Source organism: Pseudoxanthomonas japonensis (assembly GCF_010093445.1).
Lineage (GTDB): Bacteria > Pseudomonadota > Gammaproteobacteria > Xanthomonadales > Xanthomonadaceae > Pseudoxanthomonas_A > Pseudoxanthomonas_A japonensis.
The window spans coordinates 1-23,927 of sequence record NZ_PDWW01000020.1 but is presented as its reverse complement, the minus strand read 5'-3'; the positions used below and the strand labels follow the sequence as shown (position 1 = coordinate 23,927).

The 23,927-nt window shown below is 67.2% G+C and carries 21 protein-coding genes; 9 read left to right on the top strand and 12 right to left on the bottom strand.

Annotated elements, in window-relative coordinates; genetic code table 11:
* The first annotated feature begins 28 nt into the window (after nucleotides 1–28).
* On the top strand, nucleotides 29–337 hold the full coding sequence (locus CSC78_RS13390) for an alpha/beta hydrolase family protein (RefSeq protein ID WP_379609424.1): 309 nt from the start codon (nucleotides 29–31) through the stop codon (nucleotides 335–337).
* A gap of 52 nt (nucleotides 338–389) precedes the next feature.
* On the opposite strand, the gene CSC78_RS13385 is transcribed toward CSC78_RS13390, so the two are convergent.
* Entirely contained in the window at nucleotides 390–2,195 is a 1,806-nt protein-coding gene (locus CSC78_RS13385) for a peptide MFS transporter (protein WP_238391280.1), read from the bottom strand.
* Between the two features lie 124 nt (nucleotides 2,196–2,319).
* On the opposite strand from CSC78_RS13385, the gene CSC78_RS13380 reads away from it, so the two are divergent.
* From CSC78_RS13380 to CSC78_RS13370, 3 genes are all read left to right on the top strand, one after another.
* Complete coding sequence (locus CSC78_RS13380) at nucleotides 2,320–4,308, top strand: OPT family oligopeptide transporter (RefSeq protein ID WP_162338362.1); 1,989 nt, start codon at nucleotides 2,320–2,322, stop codon at nucleotides 4,306–4,308.
* Nucleotides 4,309–4,401: 93 nt separating this feature from the next.
* Nucleotides 4,402–6,471 carry an alpha/beta hydrolase family protein gene (locus CSC78_RS13375; protein WP_162338361.1) on the top strand — a complete coding sequence of 690 codons (2,070 nt, stop codon included), beginning with the start codon at nucleotides 4,402–4,404 and terminating at the stop codon, nucleotides 6,469–6,471.
* Nucleotides 6,472–6,538: 67 nt separating this feature from the next.
* Complete coding sequence (locus CSC78_RS13370) at nucleotides 6,539–7,798, top strand: DUF819 family protein (RefSeq protein WP_162338360.1); 1,260 nt, start codon at nucleotides 6,539–6,541, stop codon at nucleotides 7,796–7,798.
* 141 nt (nucleotides 7,799–7,939) lie between these two features.
* On the opposite strand, the gene CSC78_RS13365 is transcribed toward CSC78_RS13370, so the two are convergent.
* The 10 genes from CSC78_RS13365 to CSC78_RS13320 all read right to left on the bottom strand — a co-directional run bounded on the left by CSC78_RS13365 (nucleotide 7,940) and on the right by CSC78_RS13320 (nucleotide 18,210).
* Nucleotides 7,940–8,164, bottom strand: coding sequence for a YbdD/YjiX family protein (locus tag CSC78_RS13365; protein WP_162338359.1), 225 nt, complete (start codon nucleotides 8,162–8,164; stop codon nucleotides 7,940–7,942).
* Between the two features lie 3 nt (nucleotides 8,165–8,167).
* Entirely contained in the window at nucleotides 8,168–10,255 is a 2,088-nt protein-coding gene (locus CSC78_RS13360; RefSeq protein ID WP_162338358.1) for a carbon starvation CstA family protein, read from the bottom strand.
* A 112-nt stretch (nucleotides 10,256–10,367) separates the two neighbouring features.
* Nucleotides 10,368–11,381 carry a magnesium/cobalt transporter CorA gene (corA, locus tag CSC78_RS13355; protein WP_162338357.1) on the bottom strand — a complete coding sequence of 338 codons (1,014 nt, stop codon included), beginning with the start codon at nucleotides 11,379–11,381 and terminating at the stop codon, nucleotides 10,368–10,370.
* Nucleotides 11,382–11,523: 142 nt separating this feature from the next.
* Nucleotides 11,524–13,545: a glycoside hydrolase family 97 protein gene (locus CSC78_RS13350; RefSeq protein ID WP_162338356.1), complete on the bottom strand. Its 2,022-nt coding sequence runs from the start codon at nucleotides 13,543–13,545 to the stop codon at nucleotides 11,524–11,526.
* Nucleotides 13,546–13,590: 45 nt separating this feature from the next.
* Entirely contained in the window at nucleotides 13,591–14,769 is a 1,179-nt protein-coding gene (locus tag CSC78_RS13345; RefSeq protein ID WP_162338355.1) for a lipoprotein N-acyltransferase Lnb domain-containing protein, read from the bottom strand.
* The gene (locus CSC78_RS13340; protein ID WP_162338354.1) at nucleotides 14,762–15,637 is read right to left on the bottom strand and encodes an HlyC/CorC family transporter; all 876 of its coding nucleotides are present in this window, start codon (nucleotides 15,635–15,637) and stop codon (nucleotides 14,762–14,764) included. The genes CSC78_RS13345 and CSC78_RS13340 overlap by 8 nt, the downstream gene beginning before the upstream one ends.
* Before the next feature lie 40 nt (nucleotides 15,638–15,677).
* Entirely contained in the window at nucleotides 15,678–16,262 is a 585-nt protein-coding gene (locus CSC78_RS13335) for a hypothetical protein (protein ID WP_162338353.1), read from the bottom strand.
* Between the two features lie 4 nt (nucleotides 16,263–16,266).
* Nucleotides 16,267–16,755, bottom strand: coding sequence for an rRNA maturation RNase YbeY (gene ybeY, locus CSC78_RS13330; protein ID WP_162338352.1), 489 nt, complete (start codon nucleotides 16,753–16,755; stop codon nucleotides 16,267–16,269).
* A gap of 94 nt (nucleotides 16,756–16,849) precedes the next feature.
* Nucleotides 16,850–17,836 carry a PhoH family protein gene (locus CSC78_RS13325; protein ID WP_162338351.1) on the bottom strand — a complete coding sequence of 329 codons (987 nt, stop codon included), beginning with the start codon at nucleotides 17,834–17,836 and terminating at the stop codon, nucleotides 16,850–16,852.
* 29 nt (nucleotides 17,837–17,865) lie between these two features.
* Nucleotides 17,866–18,210, bottom strand: coding sequence for a hypothetical protein (locus CSC78_RS13320; RefSeq protein WP_162338350.1), 345 nt, complete (start codon nucleotides 18,208–18,210; stop codon nucleotides 17,866–17,868).
* Nucleotides 18,211–18,309: 99 nt separating this feature from the next.
* Between CSC78_RS13320 and CSC78_RS13315 the strand changes: the two genes are divergently transcribed.
* The 5 genes from CSC78_RS13315 to CSC78_RS13295 are packed head-to-tail and all read left to right on the top strand — an operon-like array spanning nucleotide 18,310 to nucleotide 22,451.
* A complete protein-coding gene (locus tag CSC78_RS13315; RefSeq protein WP_162338349.1) occupies nucleotides 18,310–19,011 on the top strand; it encodes a TetR/AcrR family transcriptional regulator in 702 nt (233 codons plus the stop codon).
* Nucleotides 19,001–19,960 carry an HlyD family secretion protein gene (locus tag CSC78_RS13310; RefSeq protein ID WP_162338348.1) on the top strand — a complete coding sequence of 320 codons (960 nt, stop codon included), beginning with the start codon at nucleotides 19,001–19,003 and terminating at the stop codon, nucleotides 19,958–19,960. Before CSC78_RS13315 ends, CSC78_RS13310 begins: the two co-directional genes overlap by 11 nt.
* 13 nt (nucleotides 19,961–19,973) lie before the next feature.
* Nucleotides 19,974–20,900 carry an ABC transporter ATP-binding protein gene (locus tag CSC78_RS13305; protein WP_162338426.1) on the top strand — a complete coding sequence of 309 codons (927 nt, stop codon included), beginning with the start codon at nucleotides 19,974–19,976 and terminating at the stop codon, nucleotides 20,898–20,900.
* Entirely contained in the window at nucleotides 20,897–21,982 is a 1,086-nt protein-coding gene (locus CSC78_RS13300; RefSeq protein WP_162338347.1) for an ABC transporter permease, read from the top strand. Before CSC78_RS13305 ends, CSC78_RS13300 begins: the two co-directional genes overlap by 4 nt.
* A gap of 37 nt (nucleotides 21,983–22,019) precedes the next feature.
* Nucleotides 22,020–22,451, top strand: a complete 432-nt coding sequence (locus CSC78_RS13295) for a hypothetical protein (RefSeq protein WP_162338346.1) — start codon at nucleotides 22,020–22,022, stop codon at nucleotides 22,449–22,451.
* Nucleotides 22,452–22,460: 9 nt separating this feature from the next.
* Here the strand turns inward: CSC78_RS13295 and miaB are convergent, their stop codons facing one another.
* The gene (miaB, locus tag CSC78_RS13290; protein WP_162338345.1) at nucleotides 22,461–23,897 is read right to left on the bottom strand and encodes a tRNA (N6-isopentenyl adenosine(37)-C2)-methylthiotransferase MiaB; all 1,437 of its coding nucleotides are present in this window, start codon (nucleotides 23,895–23,897) and stop codon (nucleotides 22,461–22,463) included.
* Between the last annotated feature and the right edge of the window lie 30 nt (nucleotides 23,898–23,927).

Sequence of the window (23,927 nt, the reverse complement as noted above, 5' to 3'; positions counted from 1 at the left end):
GTTCCAGCGCGGCGATCTCCAGGAGACCATGTCCGGGAAGACGTTCCTGCGCGACTGGTACGGCGACAAGGCGAAACTTGGGGTGGTGTCGCCGATGAACCTCGTGAGCCAGATCAAGGCTCCGGTGTTCCTGGCGGCAGGCGGCGAAGACAAACGCACGCCGATCCAGCACACCGAACTGATGGAACGCCGTCTCAAGGCCGCCGGCGTCCCGGTCGAAATGCTGGAGTACAAGACCGAAGGTCACGGCTTCTACAAGCCGGAGCATCGGAAAGAGTACTACACGCGACTGCTCGCCTTCTTCAATCGGCATCTCGGCGGCGCGACGGCGAAGTAGTCCAGCCACCCGTGTCCTGCCAACCAACGGCGCCCTCGGGCGCCGTTGGTTTTCACGCGCTGCGCATCATCCGCTTCAACACCGGCGACACGATCAGCGCGACCGCGCCGCAGCCAAGGCCGATCCACATCATCAGCCAGAACAGATCGGCATAGCCGGTCGCCGCCTGGGCGAGATCCCAGGTCTCGCCCTCGGGAACGTCGAGCGCAGCGAGCTTGCCGAACTGCGCGGCCAGCGTTTCGGAAAACGCAGTGGCGAGCAGCCACATGCCCATCATCAGGCCGACCACGCGCGGCACCGACAGCTCGGTGACCGCGGCCAGGCTGACCGGCGCGAGGCACATCTCGCCGATCTCCAGCAGCAGGTAGGCCAGCACCAGCCACCATACGCTGGCCATCACGCCGGTCCCGCCGACCTGCTGCGCAGCGAGGGCGAGCGGCACGAACGACAGGCCACCGAACACCAGGCCCAGTGCGCCCTTGAACGGCTTGGAAGGATCGCACCCGCGCCGTCCCAGCGCCGCCCACAGCCACGCGAATACCGGCGCGAGCACCACGAGGAACAGTGCGCCAAGATAGGTCAGCGAACCCGCCGTCTGCGGCAGCACGATCGAATCGCGCAGCACCAGCGCGACCATCACGCCGGCCACGCCGAGGAAGATCGTGCGGGCGGCCGATGTGGCGCCACGTTCCGATGCGCGCACGGCCATCACGAACGCGACCGGCATGGCCAGCAGTCCCCAGGTCGACCACGGTGCCGTGCCGATGAACAGTCCGAGGTTCGCCGCCAGGCTGTCCGACCACACCAGCGCGCCCGGCGCATGCACCAGCGACGGGAACAGGTCCTTGGTCAGCAGGCGATCGGTGAACATCACCCACGAGCCATAGGTCTGCTCGTACAAGGTGAAGAACACCAGGCACATGAAGATCATCGCCATCAGCGCGAGCATCTGCCGCCGCTGGGTCGCGGTGCATTGTGTGGTAATGAGCCAGCCGAACCAGCCGAGCACCACCAGCAGCACGACCAGCATCAGCACCAGGGCGAGCGACAGTTCGCCACCCAGCGCGAACGCGCCGTTCGCCGCGGCCCACATCAACCATGCCAAGGGCAGTACGCCAAGCGCCGCGCCGAGGTAAATCGTCCATTCGCGCCTCACGCCCAGCACGGACGCACGAAGTGCTGAAGGCGAGGGTGGTTCCGCATGCCCTTGCAGATAGCGCTGGCCCCACAGGAACATCGCCAGCCCCAGCAGCATGCCGATGCCCGCAGCACCGAAGCCGTATCGCCAGCCCAGCGTTTCGCCGAGGTAGCCGCACACCAGCGACGCCAGCAGCGCGCCGAGGTTGATGCCGGCGTAGAACAGGCTGAAGCCACCATCGCGACGCGGATCGCCAAGCGGATACAGGCGGCCGACGATGCCGGTGATGTTCGGCTTCAGGAAGCCCACGCCCATGACGATCAGCGCCAGCGACAGGTACATCGTGCGTAGCGCGCCTTCGTCGCGCGTCACCACGCCGCCGTCGGACACGGCCGCCACGCCCTCCAGCGCCATGCCGGCATGGCCCGCGACCAGCAACAGGCCGCCGAACACCACGGCCTTGCGCATGCCCAGCCAGCGGTCCGCCAGCAGGCCGCCGATCACGGGAATGCAGTAGACCAGGCCACCGTAGGCACCTATCAGGTCGTAACCGGCGCCGTCGGCGAACAGGTGGTACTTGGTCAGGTAGAGCAGCAGCAGCGCCTTCATCCCGTAGAAGGAGAAGCGCTCCCACATCTCGGTGAAGAAGCAGACGTAGACGCCCTTGGGATGGCCGAGAAAGTCGTCGCGGCCGGGAACGGCGGGGGAAAGAACGCTCAAGCACCGCTCCGGGCAAGGAAAATCCGTGGCGAGTATAGCGGCCGGTCCGGAAGGCCCCGCGGCAGCTGGACTTGCCGGGCGGTGAACGCTAGCGTGTCCGCCTTCTGCCATTCGGGAACGCGCCATGAGCTCGCCGGGGACCCCGCAACTTACCTTCCGCGCCGTCGTGCTGGCCATCGTGCTGGCCGTGGTGCTGTCGGCCGCCAACGCCTACCTGGGCCTGTTCGCCGGCCTGACCGTGGCCACCGCCATCCCGGCGGCCGTCGTATCGATGGGCGTGCTGCGCCTGCTCGGCGGCGGCACCATCCTGGAGAACAACATCGTGCAGACCGGCGCCTCCGCCGGTTCGTCGATCGCGGCGGGCGTGATCTTCACGATTCCCGCGCTGATCATCCTGGGCTACTGGCAGGACTTCCAGTACTCGTGGGTGCTGGCCATCGCCGGCCTGGGCGGCCTGCTGGGCGTGCTGTTCTCCGTGCCGCTGCGCCGCTCGATGATCGTGGAAGAGCCGCTGCCGTTCCCCGAAGGCAAGGCCGCAGCCGAAGTGCTCAAGGCCGGTGAGAATCCTGGCCCGGGCCTGAAGATCCTGGCGTTCTCCGCCGCCATCGGCGCGGTGCTGAAGGTCGCCGCCTACAGCGGCATGCGCCTGATTCCCGACACCGCCGCCGGTGCCGGCTTCTTCGGCAAATACCTCGGTTACCTGGGCACCAACCTGTCGCCGGCGCTGCTGGGCGTGGGCTACATCGTCGGCCTGAACATCGGCATCGTGGTGCTGTCGGGCAGCATCCTGTCCTGGCATATCGCCATTCCGCTGTACCACATGTTCTTCATGGGAACGGATCCGGCCTTGGCGCAGAGCATTGCCGGTGCGGGTGCGGAGGACATCGCCGGCGCCATCTGGTCGGCCAAGATCCGTTACCTCGGCGTGGGCGCCATGCTGATCGGTGGCGTGTGGACCCTGTTCTCGCTGCGCAAGTCGCTGCTGTCGGGCGTGAAGAGCGGCATCGCCGCCGCGCGTGCGGGCTCGGGCGGCGCCGATGTCGCCGAGACCGACCGCGACCTGCCGATGAAGTGGATGCTGGTGGCGCTGGTGATTTTCGTGCTGCCGCTGCTGCTGCTGTATCAGGCCATCGTCGGCATGTGGCACGTCAGCATCCCGATGGCGATCATCATGATCGTCGCTGGCTTCCTGTTCGTGTCGGTGTCCGCGTATCTCGCGGGCCTGGTCGGTTCATCGAACAATCCGGTGTCGGGCATCACCATCGCGACCATCCTGTTCGCGTCCGTGGTGCTGTTGCTGCTGCTGGGCGAGAGCGGACGCATGGCGGTCGGAGCCGGCGGCGCGCCGCTCGGTGCGGTCGCCGCCATCATGATCGGCGCGGTGGTGTGCTGCGCCGCAGCGGTCGGCGGCGACAACCTGCAGGACCTCAAGGCGGGCAACATCGTCGGCGCCACGCCGTGGAAGCAGCAGCTGATGCTCGGCATCGGCGCGTTCTCCTGCGCGCTGATCATGGCGCCGGTGCTGAACATCCTGTCGGAGGCCTACGGCATCGGGGCACCGACGGCCGAACATCCGAATCCGCTCTCCGCGCCGCAGGCCACGCTGATGGCCTCGGTCGCCAAGGGCCTGTTCGGCGGCGAGCTGCCGTGGGGCATCATCGGCATCGGTGCGGTGATCGGCGCGGTCATCATCGCCATCGACGAGGCATTGAAAGCCAAGGGCAGCAGCTTCCGCGTGCCGGTGCTCGCCGCCGCCATCGGCATCTACCTGCCGCTGGAACTGATGGTGCCGATCTTCCTGGGCGGCCTGCTGGCCTACCTGGTCGAGAAGCGGCACGGCATGGTCGGTACCAAGGACGAGGAGGCGCGGGATCGCATCCATCGTCCCGGCACCCTGTTCGCTGCCGGCCTGATCACCGGCGAGGCGCTGATGGGCATCGCCGTGGGCGTCGCCATCTACGCCACCAAGGACCGCGACGTGCTGGTGCTGCCGGAGGCGTTCCAGCAGGGCGAGATCGTTGGCCTGGTGGTGCTGGCGATCGTCGGCTGGCTGCTCTACCGCACGGGCGCCAAGTCGAAGGCGCTGGGCGACGTCGAACCCGGCCCCAAGTGAGATGACACACGGCGCAAAGGCGTGACCTGACGCCTTTGCGCCGCGGCGCGCTTAGCGCCTACCATCGGGGTTTCCCTGTTGCCGGAGCCCCGGATGAAGCTGAAATCCGCCCTGTTGCCCCTCTGCCTGCTGGCCGCACTGCCGTCGCTGGCCGCCGCCCGCGGCCTGGACGTGCGCGACCTGCAGAAACTGGACCGCGTCTCATCGCCCACGCTGTCGCCGGATGGCAGCACTGTCGTGTTCGCCAAGCGCGTCGTCGATGCCGACGTGGTGAAGGCCAGCAGCAGCCTGTGGATCCGGAACCTGCTGACCCGCGACCTGGCGCCGCCGAAGCGGCTGACCCCGGAAGGCTGGAGCGTCAATTCGCCCTCGTTCTCGCCGGACGGCAAGACCGTCTACTTCCTCAGCGCCAAGTCCGGCACGCAGCAGCTGTACGCGCTGCCCCTCACTGGCGGCACGCCGCGCCAGCTGACCGACTTCGCCTTGGACGTCGCCAGCTACAAGCTCTCGCCGGACGGCACGCGCGTGCTGTTCAGTACCGACACCTTCGCCGACTGCAAGGCCGACTTCGCCTGCACGAAGAAGAAGCTGGACGACACCGCGGCGAAGAAGAGCACCGGCGTGGTCTACGATGGCCTGTTCGTGCGTCATTGGGATACTTGGGCCGATGGCCGGCGCAGCCGTCTGTTCGTCGCAGCGCTCCCGCAAGGCAAGACCAAGCCGGTTGCCAGCGCCACCTCGCTGACGGACACCCTGGATGGCGACGCACCGTCCAAGCCGTTCGGTGGTGCGGACGAGTACACCTGGTCGCCGGATGGCGCGTCGGTCGTCGCTGCGATCCGCGTGGCCGGCAAGGGCGAGGCATGGTCGACCAACTTCGACCTGTACAGGCTCGCCGCCGATGGCAGCAGCGCACCGGTCAACCTGACGGCGTCGAATCCTGCGTGGGACACCGGCCCGGTGTTCAGCGCCGACGGCAAGACGCTGTACTACCGCGCGATGAAGCGCCCGGGTTTCGAAGCCGATCGCTTCGGTCTGATGGCGATGGACCTGGACAACGGAAAAGTCCGCGAGATCGCACCGGACTGGGATCGCAGTGCCGACAGCATCGTGCTTTCGGAGGATGGCGAACGGATCTACACCACTGCGCAGGACGTCGGTGAGCACCCGCTGTTCTCGGTCGACATCCAGAGCGGCGAGACGCGCAAGATCGTTGGCGACGGTAGCGTCTCGGCGTTCGACATGGCTGGTAAGACGCTGGTGTTGTCGCGCAACACGTTGCAGTCCGGCGATGTCATCTACGCCACCAGCGACGACGTCGGTGCCACCCTGCGCGCCATCACCCCAAGCGCCGGTGAGGTGCTGAAGGACGTGTCGTTCGGCGATTTCGAACAGTTCGACTTCAAGGGCTGGAACAACGAGACCGTGCACGGTTACGTGGTCAAGCCGCACGACTACGTGGAAGGACAGAAGTACCCGGTGGCGTTCCTGATCCACGGTGGTCCGCAGGGCAGCTTCGGCAACGGCTGGAGCTACCGCTGGAATCCGCAGACCTACGCGGGCCAGGGCTACGCGGTGGTGATGATCGACTTCCACGGCTCCACCGGCTACGGCCAGGCCTTCACCGACGCGATCAGCCAGCACTGGGGCGACCGTCCGCTGGAAGACCTGCAGAAGGGCTGGGCGGCGGCGCAGCAGAAGTACGCCTTCCTCGACGGCAAGAATGCCTGCGCGCTGGGCGCCAGCTACGGCGGCTACATGATCAACTGGATCGCGGGCAACTGGAACGAGCCGTGGAAGTGCCTGGTCAACCACGACGGCGTGTTCGACATCCGTTCGATGGCCTACGTGACCGAAGAACTGTGGTTCACCGAGTGGGAAAACGGCGGTACCCCGTACGACGTGCCGAAGAACATCGAGAAGTTCAACCCGGTCAACCATATCGCCAAGTGGCGCGTGCCGATGCTGGTGGTACAGGGCGAGAAGGACTACCGCGTGCCGGTGGACCAGGGCCTGTCCACGTTCACCGCGCTGCAGCGCAAGGGCATCGAGTCCAAGCTGCTGTACTTCCCCGACGAGAACCACTGGGTGCTGAAGCCGCAGAACAGCATCCTGTGGCACGACACCGTCAACGCCTGGCTGAAGCAGCACATCGGCCGTTGAGCGTCGTCCGATGGCCGGCCGTGCGCCGGCCATCGTCGTTTCCGAAGTCCGCAGGGAGTCCCGACCGATGGCGATCGAAGCCACCGCACCATCCACCGCACTGATCCAGAACGACGCCGCCGTGATGGGCCTGCTCGCGGCCACGCTGGCGTTCGTGTTCTGGGGCGCCTCGCGCCCGGCCGGCGCCTGGAAGAAGTTCTATGCCGTCGTGCCGGCACTGCTGATGTGCTACCTGCTTCCGGCGATCTACAACAGCGTCGGACTGATCGACGGCAATGCGTCCGGCCTGTACGCGATGGCGCGCGACTACATGCTGCCCAGCTCGCTGGCGCTGTTCTGCATCGCCATCGACCTGGTCGCCATCCTGCGGCTGGGGCCGAAGGCGATCATCATGTTCCTGACCGGTACGGCAGGCGTGATGCTGGGCGCCCTCGTGTCGTTCGTCGCGCTGGGCATCATCCATCCGGAGACCGTGGCCGGCGATACCTGGAGCGGCATGGCCACGCTCGCGGGCAGCTGGATCGGCGGTGGCGCCAACCAGGCCGCGATGAAGGAAGTCTTCGCCGTCGATTCCACGCTGTTCGGGCAGTTCGTCGCGGTGGACATCCTGGTCGCCAACGTCTGGATGGCGTTCCTGCTGTTCCTGATTCCGCGCGCGGCGAAGATCGACCGCTGGATGGGTGCCGATACCCGGGTCATCGACGACCTGCGCCAGCGCATGGAGAACTACCACGCGCAGCACGCACGCAATCCCACGCTGACCGACCTGATGATCATCCTGGGCATCGGCCTGGGCACCACGGGCCTGGCGCACTTCCTCGCCACGCCGCTGGTCGAGTGGATCAGGACGTTGCCGGCGGAATGGAAGCTGGAAGAGTTCAGCCTGACCTCCACGTTCTTCTGGATGGTGGTGATCGCCACCACGGTCGGCCTGCTGCTCAGCTTCACCCGCGCGCGGCAGATGGAGGGAGCCGGGGCCTCGAAGGTCGGTACCGCGATGCTGTACGTGCTGATCGCCACCATCGGCATGCACATGGACTTGAAGGCACTGGTCGACAAGCCCTGGCTGTTCCTGCTGGGCGCGATCTGGATCGTGACGCATGGGCTGCTGCTCTTCATCGTGGCCAAGCTGATCAAGGCGCCGTTGTTCTTCGCTGCGGTGGGATCGCAGGCGAATATCGGCGCGGCGGCATCGGCACCGGTGGTCGCCAGCGCATTCCATCCGTCGCTGGCGCCGGTCGCGGTGCTGCTTGCGGTGTTCGGCTATGCGCTGGGCACGTATGCCGCGTACATCACCGGCATCCTGCTGCGCGGCATGGCGGGGTAGGGCGGACGGACACACTGTAGGAGCGACGTGAGTCGCGACCTTAAATATCAACGTCGCGACTTACGTCGCTCCTACATCGGTCCCAATAGAAAGGGCGAAGCCGACGGCTTCGCCCTTTTCTCTGCTGCATGGGCTATTCGCTCAACAGCAGCGGAACCCACTCCTGCCGCCGAACCGCGCTTCCTGCCGCTCCCGAAAGAAGGTCTTGTAGTCCATCGGCTCGCGGTCGGGATGCTTCTCGAGGATGTGCCGGACATAGTTGTCGTAGTCCGGCACGCCGCAGCACAGCCGCGCCGTCTGCACCAGTCTTCGCCACACACGCTTGTGCGTGGCGAAGTGCGAGAGCGGGACGAGGTCGGTGCCCATGGCTTACAGCCACACCTTCTGCTGTTCTTCCGTCAGCGCGACATACGGCGATTCCCGATCCGTACGCACGCTGCTGGCACGGGCTTTCAGGATCGCCTTGACCGCGTAGAACAGCACGCTGAACACCACGAACAGGAACAGCACGGTCAGGCCGGTGTTGACGTAGCTGTTGATCACCACCTGGTGCATCTGGCTCATGCTCTTGGCGGCGCCGAGCAGCTGGCCGTCGGCAATGGAGGCCTGGTACTTCTTCGCCTGGGCGACGAAGCCGACCGCCGGGTTGCTGTCGAAGATCTTGATCAGGCCCGCGTAGGTCGTGCAGATCAGCAGCCAGATCGCCGGCACGATGGTGACCCAGGCGTAGCGGTCGCGCTTCATCTTGAACAGCACCACCGTGCACAGCATCAGCGCGATGCCGGCGAGCATCTGGTTGGCGATGCCGAACAGCGGCCACAGGGTGTTGATGCCACCCAGCGGATCCACGACGCCCTGGTACAGGAAGTACCCCCACAGCGCGACGCAGCCGGCGGTGCCGATGACATTCGCGCCCCAGGAGTCGGTCTTGCGCAGCGGCGGGATGAAGTTGCCCAGCAGGTCCTGCAGCATGAAGCGGCCGGCACGCGTACCCGCATCCACCGCGGTCAGGATGAACAGCGCTTCGAACAGGATGGCGAAGTGGTACCAGAACGCCATCATCGCGTCGCCGCCGGGCAGGGCATCGTGCAGGATCACCGCGATGCCGACGGCAAGCGTGGGCGCGCCACCGGCGCGCGAGATGATGGTGTGCTCGCCGATGTTGTGCGCCGTCTGTTCCAGCATTTCCGGCGTCACCACGAAGCCCCAGCTGCTGACCTTGGCGGCCACGTCGACCGCGGTGGTGCCGATCGCGGCGGCAGGGCTGTTCATGGCGAAGTACACGCCCGGCTCGATGATCGAGGCCGCGACCAGCGCCATGATGGCGACGAACGATTCCATCAGCATGCCGCCGTAGCCGATGTAGCGGGTGTGGGTCTCGTTGGCCAGCAGCTTCGGCGAGGTGCCCGAGCTGATCAGCGCGTGGAAGCCGGACACCGCGCCGCAGGCGATGGTAATGAACAGGAACGGGAACAGGCCTCCCTTCCAGACCGGGCCGTCGCCGGTGCTGGCGAACTGCGTCAGCGCCGGCATCTTCAGCGAGGTCACTTCCGGGCTGGCGATGACGATGCCGATGGCCAGTGCCACGATCACGCCGATCTTGAGGAAGGTCGACAGGTAGTCGCGCGGCGCCAGCAGCAGCCACACGGGCAGCACGGCGGCGACGAAACCGTAGCCGATCAGCATCCAGGTGATCTGGGTGCCGGTGAAGGTGAAGGCGGGGCCCCAGGTGGGATGCGCGCCGACCTTGCCGCCGAACCAGATGGCGAGCAGCAGCAGGACGATGCCGACCACCGAGATCTCGCCGATCCTGCCCGGGCGGATGTAGCGCATGTAGATGCCCATGAAGATCGCGATGGGCATCGTCGCGATCACCGTGAACATGCCCCACGGGCTTTCGGCCAAGGCCTTCACCACGATCATCGCCAGCACCGCCAGGATGATGATCATGATCAGGAAGGCGCCGAACAGCGCGATGGTGCCGGCCACCTGGCCCATTTCCTCGCGGACCAGGTCACCGAGCGAGCGACCGTTGCGGCGGCTGGAGATGAACAGGACCATGAAGTCCTGCACCGCACCCGCCAGCACCACGCCGGCGATCAGCCACAGCATGCCGGGCAGGTAGCCCATCTGTGCGGCCAGCACGGGGCCGACCAGTGGACCGGCACCGGCGATGGCGGCGAAGTGGTGGCCGAACAGCACGTGCTTGTTGGTGGGCACGTAGTCCAGGCCATCGTTGTTGATGTGCGCCGGCGTGGCCCGGGTCGGGTCCAGCCCCATCACGTTCTTCGCGATGTACAGGCTGTAGTAGCGGTAGGCGACCAGGTAGATGGACACCGCCGCGACGACGATCCACAACGCACTGATCTGTTCGCCCTGGCGCAGCGCCACCACGCCCAGGCACACCGCACCGAGCAGCGCGAGCGCCGCCCAGCCGATCTTGGAAAAGCCATTCATACGGGAACCCTCCGACAAGTCGGCACAAGGGTCACCCCATGCGGGAAACCGGTCAATCCGTAATGTCGGATTCAGCCTTCGACTTTGGTCGCAGTCCGGCGGCGTAGGGGCGTCAGAGCCAGCGCGAGCGTTTGAACAGCCGGTACAGGCCGTAGCAGGCCAGCGCCACGCCACCGATCAGCAGCGGGTAAGCGAAGCGGCCCTCCAGTTCCGGCATGTGCTTGAAGTTCATGCCGTACCAGCTGGTGATCAGCGTCGGCGCCGCCAGCAGGGCGGCCCAGGCGCCCAGGCGCTTGACGATCTCGCCCTGGGCCAGCGTCACCAGCGACAGGTTGACGCTCAGCGCGGTGGTCAGCATCTCGCGCAGCGTGTCGGTGTACTCGTTGACGCGCAGCACGTGGTCCTGTACGTCGCGGAAGTACAGGCGCACTTCCTCCGGGATCAGCGCGCTCTGCGAGCGCGTCAGCTGCGCCAGCACGTCCTGCAGTGGCGCCACCGCGAGCCGCATCTGGGTCAGTTCGCGCTTCAGCTCGTACAGCTTCACCACCGTCACCCGCCGGTAGGTGTCGGCGAAGATGTCCTTCTCCAGCGTGTCCAGCGTCCGCTTGAACTGATCGATGATGGGCCGGTAGTTGTCGACGATGTAGTCCAGCACCGCATAAAGCCCGTACGACGGCCCGAGTGCCAGCAGGTCCGGCTCGCGCTGGACGCGTTCGCGCACGGGCGCGTACGACAGCGAGGCGCCGTGGCGCACCGTCACCAGGTAGCGCGGACCCAGGAAGGCGTGGGTCTCGCCGAACTTGATGCGGTCGTCGACGACCTGCGCGGTGTGCACGGCGACGAACAGCGAGTTGCCGTAGGCCTCCAGTTTGGGGCGCTGGTGTGCGTTCTGCGCGTCCTCGACGGCCAGGTCGTGCAGGCAGAACTCCTCCTGCAGCTTCTCGAGGATCGTATCGGCGGGCTCGTACAGCCCCACCCAGATGAAGCTGCCGTCGTCGACGGCCAGCACGTCGCTGATCTCGTCCAGTCCTATGTCGCGCCGCTTGCCGCCCTTGTCGTAGAGCACGCAGTTGATCACGCACTGCGGAAGGACGGGCTTGGTATCGACGGCGGCAAGGTCATTCATGGCGGGAATCGTGCGCCATGCACGTGGCTGCGGCAAGTCGGGCTCCTTGTAGAACATCCCTGTAGGAGCGCCCCATGGGCGCGATGCTTCTAGGTCACGCAAAAGCATCGCGGGCATGGCCCGCTCCTACAGAGGCATGCAGTCACTGCGCCACGAAGCGGATCGCCTGGCCGCCACCCGGCGCCAGCTTCAGCGTCAGCGTATCGCCACGCGTGACGCTGCGTTCCTCGATCACGATGTCCTGCGGCGCGGTCTTCCAGTTGGCCTTGTCGCCATCGCGGTAGATCTGTGCGGTATAGCGGCGGCCTTCGTCGAGGAACGACAGCGGCACGCTCAGCGTGCGGCCGTCCTCGTCGGTCAGCGAGCCGAGGTACCAGTTGTCGCCGCCGCGCTCCTTGCGCGCGATGGTGACGTAGTCGCCGACTTCGCCGTTCAGCACGCGTGTGTCGTCCCAGTCGACCGGCACGTCCTTGATGAACTGGAACGGCGCCGGGTTCTTCTCGTAGTTCTCCAGCAGGTCGGCCGCCATCTGCAGCGGGCTGTAGATCACCACGTACAGCGACAGCTGCTTGGCCCAGGTGGTCGCGATGCCGTCGGTGGAGCGCGTCTTCATGCCGAAGATGCCGGGGGTGTAATCCATCGGACCGGCCAGCAGGCGGGTGAACACCAGGTTGGCCTCGTGCTCGGGCGGATTGCCGGGCTGGCCCCAGGCGCTGAACTCCATGCCGCGCGCGCCTTCACGGGTGATCCAGTTCGGATACGTGCGGCGCAGGCCGCTGTCCTTGATCGGTTCGTGCGGATTGACCGAGATGTGGCGCTTGGCCGCTTCCGTGACCACCTTCAGGTGGTGGCGCGCCATGTCCTGGCCTTCATGCCATGCATAGTGCCGCTTACCATCCGTGCCGGTAACTTTGGCCTGGCTGGCGTCGGCGACATAGCCCGTCTTCACCGCGGGCACGCCGACGCGCTGGTACAGGTCGAAGGCATCGCCGAGTTGCACTTCGTAGTGCGCGGCGTTGCCGGAGGTCTCGTGATGGCCGATCAGTACCACGCCCTTCGATTTCGCATAGGCGGCCAGCGCGGGCAGATCGAAATCGGGATACGAGCGGGTGAAGCTGAAATCCTCGCCGTTGCCGAACCAGTCGCCGTCCCAGCCCACGTTCCAGCCTTCGACCAGCACGCCGCCGAAGCCGTGCTTCGCGGCGAAGTCGATGTGCTTGCGCACGTTCTCGTTGGTGGCGCCGTGCTTGGGACCGGACGCCCAGCTCTTCAGGTCCAAGTGCATCTCCCACCACACGCCGACGTACTTCATCGGCTTGACCCACGACACGTCGCCGAGCGCGTTGGGCTCGTTGAGGTTGAGCGTCAGGCTGGACATCGCCAGGCCCGCCGCGTCGTCGCTCAGCAGCAGCGTGCGCCAAGGCGTGTCGAACGGCGCCGCGCGCACCACCTTGCCCTCGCCGATGCCCGGCGTCAGGTCGGCTTTCAGGCGGCGGTCCTCGACGCGGGTCAGGTTCATGCCGCTGTAGTCGACCAGCGCGGCCTCATGGATCGACAGGTGGCTGCCGTCGTCGAACTTGAAGGTGATCGGCGTCTGCGCGTCGCCGACCTGCTGCACCGGCGTGCGGTGGTACAGGTATTCCTCGCGGTTCCACTCGCCGGCCGGAATCCACCACGCCGTCGCATCACGGGCCAGCGAGAACTCGGTCAGCTCCTCGCCGATCTTCACCTGTTCCAGGCCTGCCTGCTTCGGGAAGCGGTAGCGGAAGCCCACGCCGTCGTCGAACACACGGAACACCACGTCGAAGCTGCGGAACGGCTTGGCCTTTTCCTTTAGCGTGACGGTCAGTTCGTTGTAGTGGTTGCGGATGAAGCGACGCTCGCCCCAGGGCTGTTCCCAGGTCTCGTCGACGCTGCGCGTGCGCGGCTGCACGATCTCGATGTTGCGCTCGAACTTCGGCGCGTCCAGCAGCAGGAAGCCCAGCCGCGATGGCGTGATGACCGCTTGGCCCTTGCGCGAGAGCGCGTAGGCGGGGCGACCGTCGTTGTCGGTGGACAAGTCCACGACGATGGTGCCGTCGGGCGAGGCGACGCGTGGGCCGGGTCCGGCATGTGCCGATGCGGCGACGGCGAACACAACAAGCGTGGAGAGGAAACGGAGCATGCGACCCTCGCGATAGGCAGAGGGCCGCATCGTGCGTGGCGTGGCTCAGCGCGACAAGCGGCGTGGCATGAATACGTATGCAAGCGCCAGATGGATCGGCAGCAGCAGGGCGATCCAGGTCTGGTTGTACTGCAGCCGCAACGGCAGCCAGTGCAGGAACCACGCGGCCAATGCGCCCGCCGCGATGGTCACCAGCAGCCACGAGAACCACGCTGCCGGTGTGCGGCGGCGCAGCACGGCAATTGCGCCGGGAATCAGCAGTACGCACAGCGGATTGAGCAGCAGCAGGTTGCGGTTCGCCCACGCGGCCCAATGGTCGGTGAAGCCCCACAGGTAGACCAGCAATGCGCCACCGATGAAGCAGACCAGCCAGAACGGCAGCGCCACGGCGACGAGCGCACGGGGCCAGCGTCGACCAGCCAGCGCGATGGCAATCGCGATCAGCACGCCCGCACCCAGCCATGGCAACCAGCGTCGTGGGGTCTCGGCGGGTTCGGCGGCGATGCGGTGCGGCAGCAGTTGCATCTCCGACTGCACCAGCGGACGGCCCGCGGCGTTCTTCGCTTCGCGCAGGCTGTCGGCCAGGCGCATCGGCACGTAGGCCTCCTCCCAGCGCGCCATCGGCTTGTCGGCATTCGGACCGAGGCCGAGGTCGAAGCCCAACCACATCCACGTCGCCGGCGAAGCGAGCCGGACGGCTTCGCTGCGGAACGTGTTGCCGCGCGAACGCCCGGCCAGCTGCGACTTCAGCCTGCCGCCGAGGGCGGCGTCCAGCGCGTCGCGCACCTGGGTCGAGCAGTTGGAAGTGAAGTAGTCGTAGCGGTAGCGCGCGTTCTCGGGCCTGGCGCGTTCGGCCAGGGCGTCCGCCAGCGCGTGGGCCTGCGCAGGCTCCATGTCCAGCCACTGCAGCGACACGCCACGCCCGCTCTCGCGGTACTGCATCAGGTCCTGCTCGAACGGCAGTGCGACCAGGTAATACATCATGTGGCCGCGGGCGAAGTTGCCGACGAAGTCCGCTTCACCCGGATCGAAGAAGCCGAAGTTGTACGAGATCGCATCGCCGCTGGCGGGGTCGACCACGACGATGGCGTTGTGGCCAAAGCGCTCGAAGAACACCTCGCCCGGCGCCATCGTGGCCACGCCGATCCGCGGCGCCGCCCAGGCGGCCGACGCCAGCAGCCACAACACGCCCAGCAACGCCAGGCGCGCGGCGGCACTACGCATCCGCGAGCACTCCGACGTGGAAGGCATGCACGCGGCGCGCATCGGCACGGGCGACGCGGAACGTGAAGCGTCCCAGCGTCAGCTCCTCGCCGGTCTCCGGCAGGTGGCCGATGGCGGCGGTGATCAGGCCGCCGACGGTGTCGTACTCGTCGTCGAGGAAATCGGCGCCGAAGCGCTCGTTGAAATCGGCGATAGGCGTCAGTGCGTCCACCACGAACTGGCCGTCGGCCTGCGCCGCGATCAGCGCCGCACCGTCCTCGGCTTCGTCGTGCTCGTCGTCGATCTCGCCGACGATCTGTTCCAGCACGTCCTCGATGGTGACCAGACCGGCCACGCCGCCGTACTCGTCCACGACGATCGCCATGTGGTTGCGCGACAGCCGGAATTCCTTCAGCAGCAGGTTGAGCTTCTTCGATTCGGGAATCAGCACCGCCGGCCGCAGCAGTTCGCGCACGCTGCCCGGCCCGTTGTCGGCGACGACGCCGCGCAGCAGGTCCTTGGCCAGCAGGATGCCGAGGATCTCGTCCTTGTTCTCGCCGTGCACCGGGAAGCGGGAGTGGCCGGATTCCACCACGTCCTTCATCAGGTCGAGGAAGCGTGCCTCCACCGGCAGCGAGACCATCTGCGCGCGCGGCACCATGACGTCGCCCACGGTCAGGTCGGCGACCGCAATGGCGCCTTCCATCATCTTGAGGGTGTCGCCGCCGATCAGGCCGTCGGACTGCGCGTCGCGCAGGATGGCCACCAGGTCGTCGCGTGTGCTGGGTTCGCCGGAGAACGCCGAACTGAGGCGGTCCAGCCAGGTGCGCCGTTTCTCCGACGGTTTGTCGGAGCCTTCCGGCGCGAGGGTACTGTCGTCTTCTGACATCTCTCGGGAGCGGTCGCCCCGCTGGGGCGTGGCGTTCAGTCTAACCCGGTTGGGCGGCCGGCGCAGGCGGTGCCGCCTCGTCCCCACCGTCCTCGTCGGCCTCGTCCCCCGGCAGGTCCAGGCTGTAGCTGCAGCCCGCCAGCGTCTTGCCGGGGTGCGAGGACACGTTGCTGACGTTGAGCACGGCCGAGTCGATCAGCACCTTGCCCGTGGCCGGGTCGCTGACCTCCTCGCTGCGCACTTCCTTGCCGAACATGGCCTTGGCCGGCGTGTCGACGGCGGTCTCCAGCTGGAGCTGCTTCGCCAGCGGACGCGGATCGGGCAGATCGAGCACGGCGACGACGCCGCCGCCGGAGAAGGCGATGTGGTCCGTGTCGTGCCCGAACACCCGCACCGGGGCGAGCAGGCGGTACTCGCTCATGAACATGTTCGCCTGCGGTAGCGGTTGCCAGCCCAGCGCGACCGCTTTCAGCGGATCTTCCAGCAGCGGCGCGATCGCCGCGAGCTGGCCCAGGTCGCCCCGGCATTCGATCAGCGCCGCGAGATCGGGGCGCGCATCCTGTGCGGCGGCGGACAGCGGGAGGCACAGCGCCAGCAGAGGCGCGAAACAGACGGCACGCAGCATGGGATCAGTCTTCCGCGTAGGGGTCGGCGATGCCGAGTTCGGACAGGATCTCGCGCTCCAGCTGTTCCATGCACTCGGCCTCCTTGTCGTCTTCGTGGTCCCAGCCGAGCAGGTGCAGCGTGCCGTGCACGGTCATGTGCGCGTAGTGCGCGGCCAGGGGCTTCTTCTGTTCCTTGGCCTCGCGCGCGACGACCGGCGCGCAGATCACCAGGTCGCCGAGCAGCGGCATCTTCACGCCCTTCGGCAGCTTGACGCCTTCGGCCATCTCGGCCGGGAAGCTGAGCACGTTGGTCGCGTAGTCGCGACCGCGGTAGTGCCGGTTGAGCGCGCGGCCCTCCTTGCTGTCGACGATGCGGATGGCCAGGTCGGCTTCGCGAATGCGGCCCTTCAGCGCGGCGGCCACCCATTTGCGGAAACTCACCGCGGACGGAATGCCGGCACGCGGCAGCGCATAGTTGACCGCGACTTCGAGACGGACGGGGCCTTGGGTCATGGGGTTTGCCTCGGTAGAGTCGAGCTTGCTCGACTGCGCATGGCGTCATCATCCCGCGAAGCAAAGCAGTCGAGCAAGCTCGACTCTACGGCCATCACGGGGCCGGCTCGACGTCGGGATCCTTGCCGTCGCGTGCATCGTAAGCCCGCACGATCTTCGCCACCAGCGGATGACGCACCACATCGCGGCTGGTGAAGAAGTTGAACGAGATGCCGTCGACGCCGCGCAGCACCTCCAGCGCGTCCTTCAGGCCGGACTTCTGGTGCTTGGGCAGGTCGATCTGGGTCAGGTCGCCGGTGACGACGGCCGTGCTGCCGTAGCCGATACGCGTCAGGAACATCTTCATCTGTTCGATGGTGGTGTTCTGCGCCTCGTCGAGGATGACGAACGCATCGTTGAGCGTGCGGCCGCGCATGTAGGCCAGTGGCGCGATCTCGATGACGTTCTTCTCCAGCAGCTTGACCACCTTCTCCACGCCCAGCATTTCGTACAGCGCGTCGTACAGCGGGCGCAGGTAGGGATCGACCTTCTGGCTCAGGTCGCCCGGCAGGAAACCGAGCTTCTCGCCGGCCTCCACCGCCGGACGCACCAGGATCAACCGCTGCACGCGCGACTCGTTCAGCGCCTCGACCGCGCTGGCCACCGCCAGGAAGGTCTTGCCGGTGCCGGCCGGGCCGATGCCGAAGTTGATGTCGTGCGTCGCGATGGCATGCAGGTACTTCGCCTGGTTGGCGCCGCGGCCGCGCACCGTGCCGCGCTTGACCTTGATGGCCACGTCCTGCGGCTGGTAGTCCTCGTCGGCGATGCGGTCGACGTTGGCCGCATTCAGGCGCAGGTGGATCGCCTCGCTGTCGAAGGTCTCGCTGGCGGTCTCGTCGTACAGCGCATGCAGCAGCTTCTCGGCGGCGGCGGCGGACTTCTCCGGCCCGGTGACGCGGAAGATGGCGCCGCGGTTGGCGATCTCCACGCCCAGGCGCAGTTCGATCTGGCGCAGGTGCGCGTCGAACGGCCCGGCCAGGTTGGCGAGTCGCTCGACGTTCTCGGGCTGCAGCGTGAATTCGTGGTGGCTGGGGGCAGTCATGGGGCGGGCAGGGGTCTCATGGTGTCGAATCAGTGCCGGGTCTGGTCGTCCGCGTCGTCGACCGGCCACTGGTGGAAAACGTATACCTCGTCGTCGACGAGGGCCTGGTCGAAGTGTTCGGCCTCGGGCGCGTCATGACGCTCGATCTGCAGCGGCTCGTCCTCCACCGCGATCACTTCCCACTTCTGCTCACGGACGAATTCGACCGCGCGGCGCATGGGGTCCGCGGCGAAGCCGGGCCGCAGGTAGCAGGTGATGAAGGCGCCACCGGCCTCGGCGAAATCGGGGCTGTCGTGCAGCGGACGGGCTTCCAGGGTGAACACCCACAGGCGCGGGCTGTCGGAGGAAATGGCGGCGATTCCTGGCGATTGCAAGACGGGCCAGCAGGGTAACCCGCTGCCCGGGAAAGCCGCATCAATGCCGTCCGTCGGACAGGGGTTGAGATTTAATTAAATAGAAAATTAAATGCCGCCATGAAGAAGTCAACGCCCCCCGCATCCCCGGCCGTAACACGCCCCGATCCCGCTCCCCGCAAGCGCGCCCGTGGACGCCGGCCCACGGCCGAGTCGGCCGACCTGCGCGCGACGCTGCTCGACGCCGCGCTGGCCTGCTTCGTCCGCAAGGGCATCGCCGCCAGTTCGCTGCGCGACATCGCCAGCGAGGCCCACGTCACGCCCGCGCTGGTTCACTACTACTTCGGCGACAAGGCGCAGCTGCAGCAGGCGGTGGTGGCCGAACGGCTGCTGCCGGTGGTGGCGCAGATGCGCGCACCGGTGATACAGGCCGGCGATGGCGATGTGGCCGCGCTGGTCGCGGGCTTCGTGCACGGTATCGGCGGCGTGGTCGCGCAGCATCCGTGGCTGCCGACGCTGTGGGTGCGCGAGATCCTCTGCGAAGGCGGCGCGCTGCGCGACATGATGATCAGCCAGGTCGGCCCGATGCTTCCGAAGATGATGGCGGGCCGCTTCGCCGCCGCGCAGCAGGCGGGGCAGCTCAATCCCGACCTCGATCCGCGCCTGCTGATGGTGTCGCTGATCGGGCTGACCATGTTCCCGATGGCGAGCGCGCCGATCTGGCGCCAGCTGTTCGGCGCCGACGACATCGACTTCGACGACCTGCGCCGGCACACGCTGGTGCTGCTGGACCGTGGACTGGAGCTGGACCATGCGAAATGAACTGACCTGTTTGGCCTTCGCCTCCGCACTGCTCCTGCTGGCTGGCTGCAAGGCCGACGCACCACAGGCCATGGGCACGCTGGAATGGGACCGGGTGACGCTGCCGTCGCCGGTGGCCGAGAAGATCGTGCGCATCGACGTGCGCGAAGGCCAGCAGGTCGCCGCCGGCGCACCGCTGTTGCAACTCGAGCTGACGCGCACGCAGTCGCAGCTGGCGGCGGCGCAGGCGCAGGCCACGCAGAGCCGCGAAGCACTGGCGGAGCTGCGCGCCGGTCCACGCCGCGAGGACATCGCGCAGGCGCGCGCCAGCCTGGCCGCCGCACAGGCGCAGGCCCGCGATGCCGATGCCTACTACGCACGCCTGCAACCGCTCGGGCGCCAGCAACTGGTCGCCGCCTCCGAGGTGGACCGCGCACGCGCCGCGTCGCAGAGCGCGCAGGCACAGGTGCAGCTGGCGCAGGCCGCACTGTTGGAACTGGAGCGCGGCACGCGCAGCGAGCAGGTCGCGCAGGGCGTGGCCGCCGTCGCCTCCGCTGACGCGCAGGCGAGCGTACAGGCGGTGACGCTGGACAAGCTCAGCGTGGTCGCGCCGCGCGCCGGCCGTATCGACAGCCTGCCGTACAAGCTCGGCGACCAGGCGCCGGTCGGTGCGCCGCTGGCAGTGCTGCTGGTCGGCGAAGCGCCTTATGCGCGCGTCTACCTGCCACAGGCGCTGCGCAACCGGCTCAAGGTCGGCGACACGGTACAGGTGCGTCTGGATGGTCAGCAGAAGACCTATGCCGGTCGCGTGCGGATGATCCGCAGCGAACCCAGCTTCACCCCGTACTTCGCACTCACCGGCCAGGACGCGGCACGGCTCAGCTATCTGGCAGAGATCAGCCTGGGCAAGGAGGCGTCCGACCTGCCGGTCGGTGCGCCGCTGCAGGTGGTGTCCGATGGCGACGAGTGACGGCGATCCCGCGATCCGCGTCCGCGGCCTGACCAAGCGCTTCGGCGCGCTGGTCGCCGTCAACGACGTCGACCTCGACGTGCCGAAGCGCAACGTCTACGGCTTCCTCGGCCCGAACGGTTCCGGCAAGTCCACCACCATCCGCATGCTCTGCGGCCTGCTGACGCCCAGCGCCGGCGAGATCGACGTGCTCGGCCTGCGCATCCCGGAGCAGGCGGAACAGCTGCGCACGCGCATCGGTTACATGACCCAGAAGTTCTCGCTGTTCGAAGACCTGACGGTGCGCGAGAACCTGGAATTCCTCGCCGCGGTGCAGGACATCCCGCACGCGCAGGCGAAGCGCCGCATCGACGAGCTGGTCGAGCACTACCACTTCCAGGATCGACAGAAGCAGTTGGCCGGCACAATGAGCGGCGGCCAGAAGCAGCGGCTCGCCCTGGCCGGTGCCGTCATCCATTCGCCGGAACTGCTGTTCCTCGACGAACCGACCAGCGCGGTCGATCCGGAGTCGCGTCGTGACTTCTGGGAGAAGCTGTTCGAGCTGGCCGATGCCGGCACCACGCTGCTGGTGTCGACTCACTACATGGACGAGGCGGAGCGCTGCCACCGCATCGCCATCCTCGACCGCGGCGTGCTGGTCGCGGACGGCACGCCGGATGCGCTGACCGGCGAGCTCGCCGGACGCACGCTGGTCGTCGACGCCGCACAGCCGCGGCAGGCGCAGAAGGTGCTGATGGGCCTGCACGGTGTGATCAGCGTGGCGCAGATCGGCAACGCGCTGCGCGTGCTGCTGGCCGAGAACGGCGATGCTTCCGCGCGCATCTCGCAGGGCCTGCGCAGCGCCGGCATTGAAGCGGGCGTGTCCGCCTCGCAGGCCAACCTCGAGGACGTCTTCGTGTCGGCCACGCGCGGCCAGCCGGCGCGCGAGGAGGCCGCATGAACCTGCGACGCCTGATGGCCGTGATGGTCAAGGAGCTGCGGCAGATGCGCCGCGACCGCATTACCCTGGCGATGATCGTCGGCATCCCGGTGATGCAGCTGCTGCTGTTCGGCTATGCGATCAACACCAACCTGCGCGACCTGTCCGCCGGCATCGCCGACCAGGCGCGCACCGCCGCCTCGCGTGCGCTGGTGATGGACATCGTCGCCACCGGCGTGGTCACGCCTGCGCAGGAAGCCGCCACGCCGCAGGAACTGGTGCAGGCGATGCGGCGCGGCGAGATCAGCATCGGCATCGTCATCCCGCCGGACTACGCGCGCCGTCGGGCAGAAGGCCGCGAGGCGGTGCAGATTTTCGTGGACGGCAGCGACAACGCCGTGCAGAGCGCCGCCGCGCAGCTGGCGCAGATGCCGCTGGACGGCAGCAGCAGTCCGCTGGCCACGCGGACCATCAGCGTGGTCGGTTTCTACAACCCGCAACGGCGCTCGGCGGTGAACATCGTGCCGGGGCTGATCGGGGTGATCCTGACGATGACCATGGTGCTGTTCACCGGCGTGGCCATCGTGCGCGAGCGCGAACGCGGCAACATGGAACTGCTGATCGCCACGCCGGTCAGCAGCGCCGAGCTGATGATCGGCAAGGTGCTGCCGTACGTTGCCATCGGCCTGGTGCAGACGACGGTGGTGCTGGCGCTGGGCATGTGGCTGTTCCAGGTGCCGCTGGGCGGCAGCCTGCTGCATGTCTACATCGCCGCCTGCCTGCTGATCGTCGCCAACCTTACGCTGGGCCTGCTGATCTCCACGCGCGCGCAATCGCAGTTCCAGGCCATGCAGATGACGTTCTTCATCTTCCTGCCGTCGATCCTGCTGTCCGGTTTCATGTTCCCGTTCGCCGGGATGCCCAGGATCGTGCAGTGGATCGCCGAGGTGCTGCCGCTGACGCATTTCCTGCGCCTGATCCGCGGCATCATGCTGCGCGGCGCCAGCCTGTGGGAACTGTGGGCCGACGTGCTGGCGCTGCTGGCCTTCACCGCGGTGATGATGTCGGCGGCGATCCTGCGCTTCCGCAAGCGGCTGGACTGATAGGCTGACGCATCAGCCCGGAGCTGGAGATGGAGTAATGGACGAAGCGGCGATAGGCAAGGCGGTGGACGCCATGTACGCGATGATTTCCGGGCCGGCTGGTCCCCGTGACTGGTCGACGCAGGAGGCGGTCTTCCATCCGGACTGCCGGCAGATCCGTACCGGCGTCGATGCGGGCGGCAAACCGTGGCGCCTGTCGTTCACGCTGGCGGAGTACCGCGCGAATGCGGACGCACTGCTGGTGGAGATGGATTTCTTCGAGGTCGAGACCGGGCGCGAGGTGCGCGTGTTTGGCAACATCGCGCATGTCTGGAGCGCGTACGAAGCGCGTACGGCGCCCGGCGATGCCGTGCCGGAGCGGCGCGGCATCAACAGCATCCAGCTCTACAAGGGCGAGGACGGCTGGAAGATCATCCACATGATCTGGGACAACGAACGCGACGGCGTGCCGCTGCCCGCTGTCGGCTGATCCATCGGCTCAGTCGGTGCCGGCGATGCGGCCGCGCAACGAGTTGGACAGCGCCTCGGTGATCACCACGTCGACGAACTGGCCGACCAGCCGCGGATGGCCGGGGAAGTTCACCGAGCGCATGTTCTCGGTCTTGCCGGTCAGCTCGTTCGGGTTCTTCTTCGACGGGCCTTCCACCAGCACCGACTGCACCGTGCCGACCATGCGCTGCGAGATGCCGGCGGCGTAGGCGTTGATGTGCTGCTGCAGCCGGTCCAGGCGCCCATGCTTCACCGCATCGGTCGTGTCGTCTTCCAGATCCGCGGCCGGCGTACCGGGGCGGCGCGAGTAGATGAAGCTGAAGCTCTGGTCGAAGCCGACGTCCTCGATCAGCTTCATCGTCTTCTCGAAATCGGCATCGGTTTCGCCGGGGAAGCCGACGATGAAGTCCGAGCTGATCGAGATGTCCTGCCGCACCGCGCGCAGCTTGCGGATCTTCTGCTTGAACTCCAGCGCCGTGTAGCCGCGCTTCATCGCCGACAGCACGCGGTCGCTCCCGGCCTGCACGGGCAGGTGCAGGAAGTTCGCCAGTTGCGGCACGTCGCGGTAGGCGTCCACCAGCGAGTCGCTGAACTCAAGCGGGTGCGAGGTGGTGAAGCGGATGCGGCCGACGCCGTCGATCTCGGCGATGGTGCGGATCAGCAGGCCGAGGTCTGCCACCTCGCCATCGCCGTAAGGACCACGGTAGGCGTTGACGTTCTGGCCGAGCAGGTTGATCTCGCGCACGCCCTGGGCGGCGAGTTGCGCCACTTCCACCAGCACGTCCTCGAACGGCCGGCTGACTTCGGTGCCGCGGGTGTAGGGGACCACGCAGAACGAGCAGTACTTCGAGCAGCCTTCCATGATCGATACGAATGCCGACGGACCTTCGGCACGCGGCTCGGGCAGGCGGTCGAACTTCTCGATCTCGGGGAAGCTGATGTCGACCTGCGGCCTGTTCTGCTCGCGGCGGGCGCGGATCAGCTCCGGCAGGCGGTGCAAGGTCTGGGGACCGAACACCAGGTCCACGTACGGTGCGCGCTTGACGATGGCCTCGCCTTCCTGCGACGCCACGCAGCCGCCGACGCCGATGATGACGTCGCGGCCACCGGCCTTCAGCGCCTTCCAGCGGCCGAGCTGGCTGAACACCTTCTCCTGCGCCTTCTCGCGGATGGAGCAGGTGTTGACCAGCACCACGTCGGCTTCTTCGGGGTTGTCGGTCAGCTCCAGGCCGTCGGAGGCGGCGAGCACGTCGGCCATCTTGGCCGAGTCGTACTCGTTCATCTGGCACCCGTGGGTCTTGATGTACAGCTTGCCCCGCACCTGGTCCGGCACGCGGGGGCGGCCGATGGGCAGCGGAACGAGGGCGGGGTCGGTCACGGCGGGGCCGGCCGCGGTCGGCAGTTCGGGGGCTTGCGTCCCGGTCATGGCGCTTAATCCAGTCGGGTGGGCGGGCAG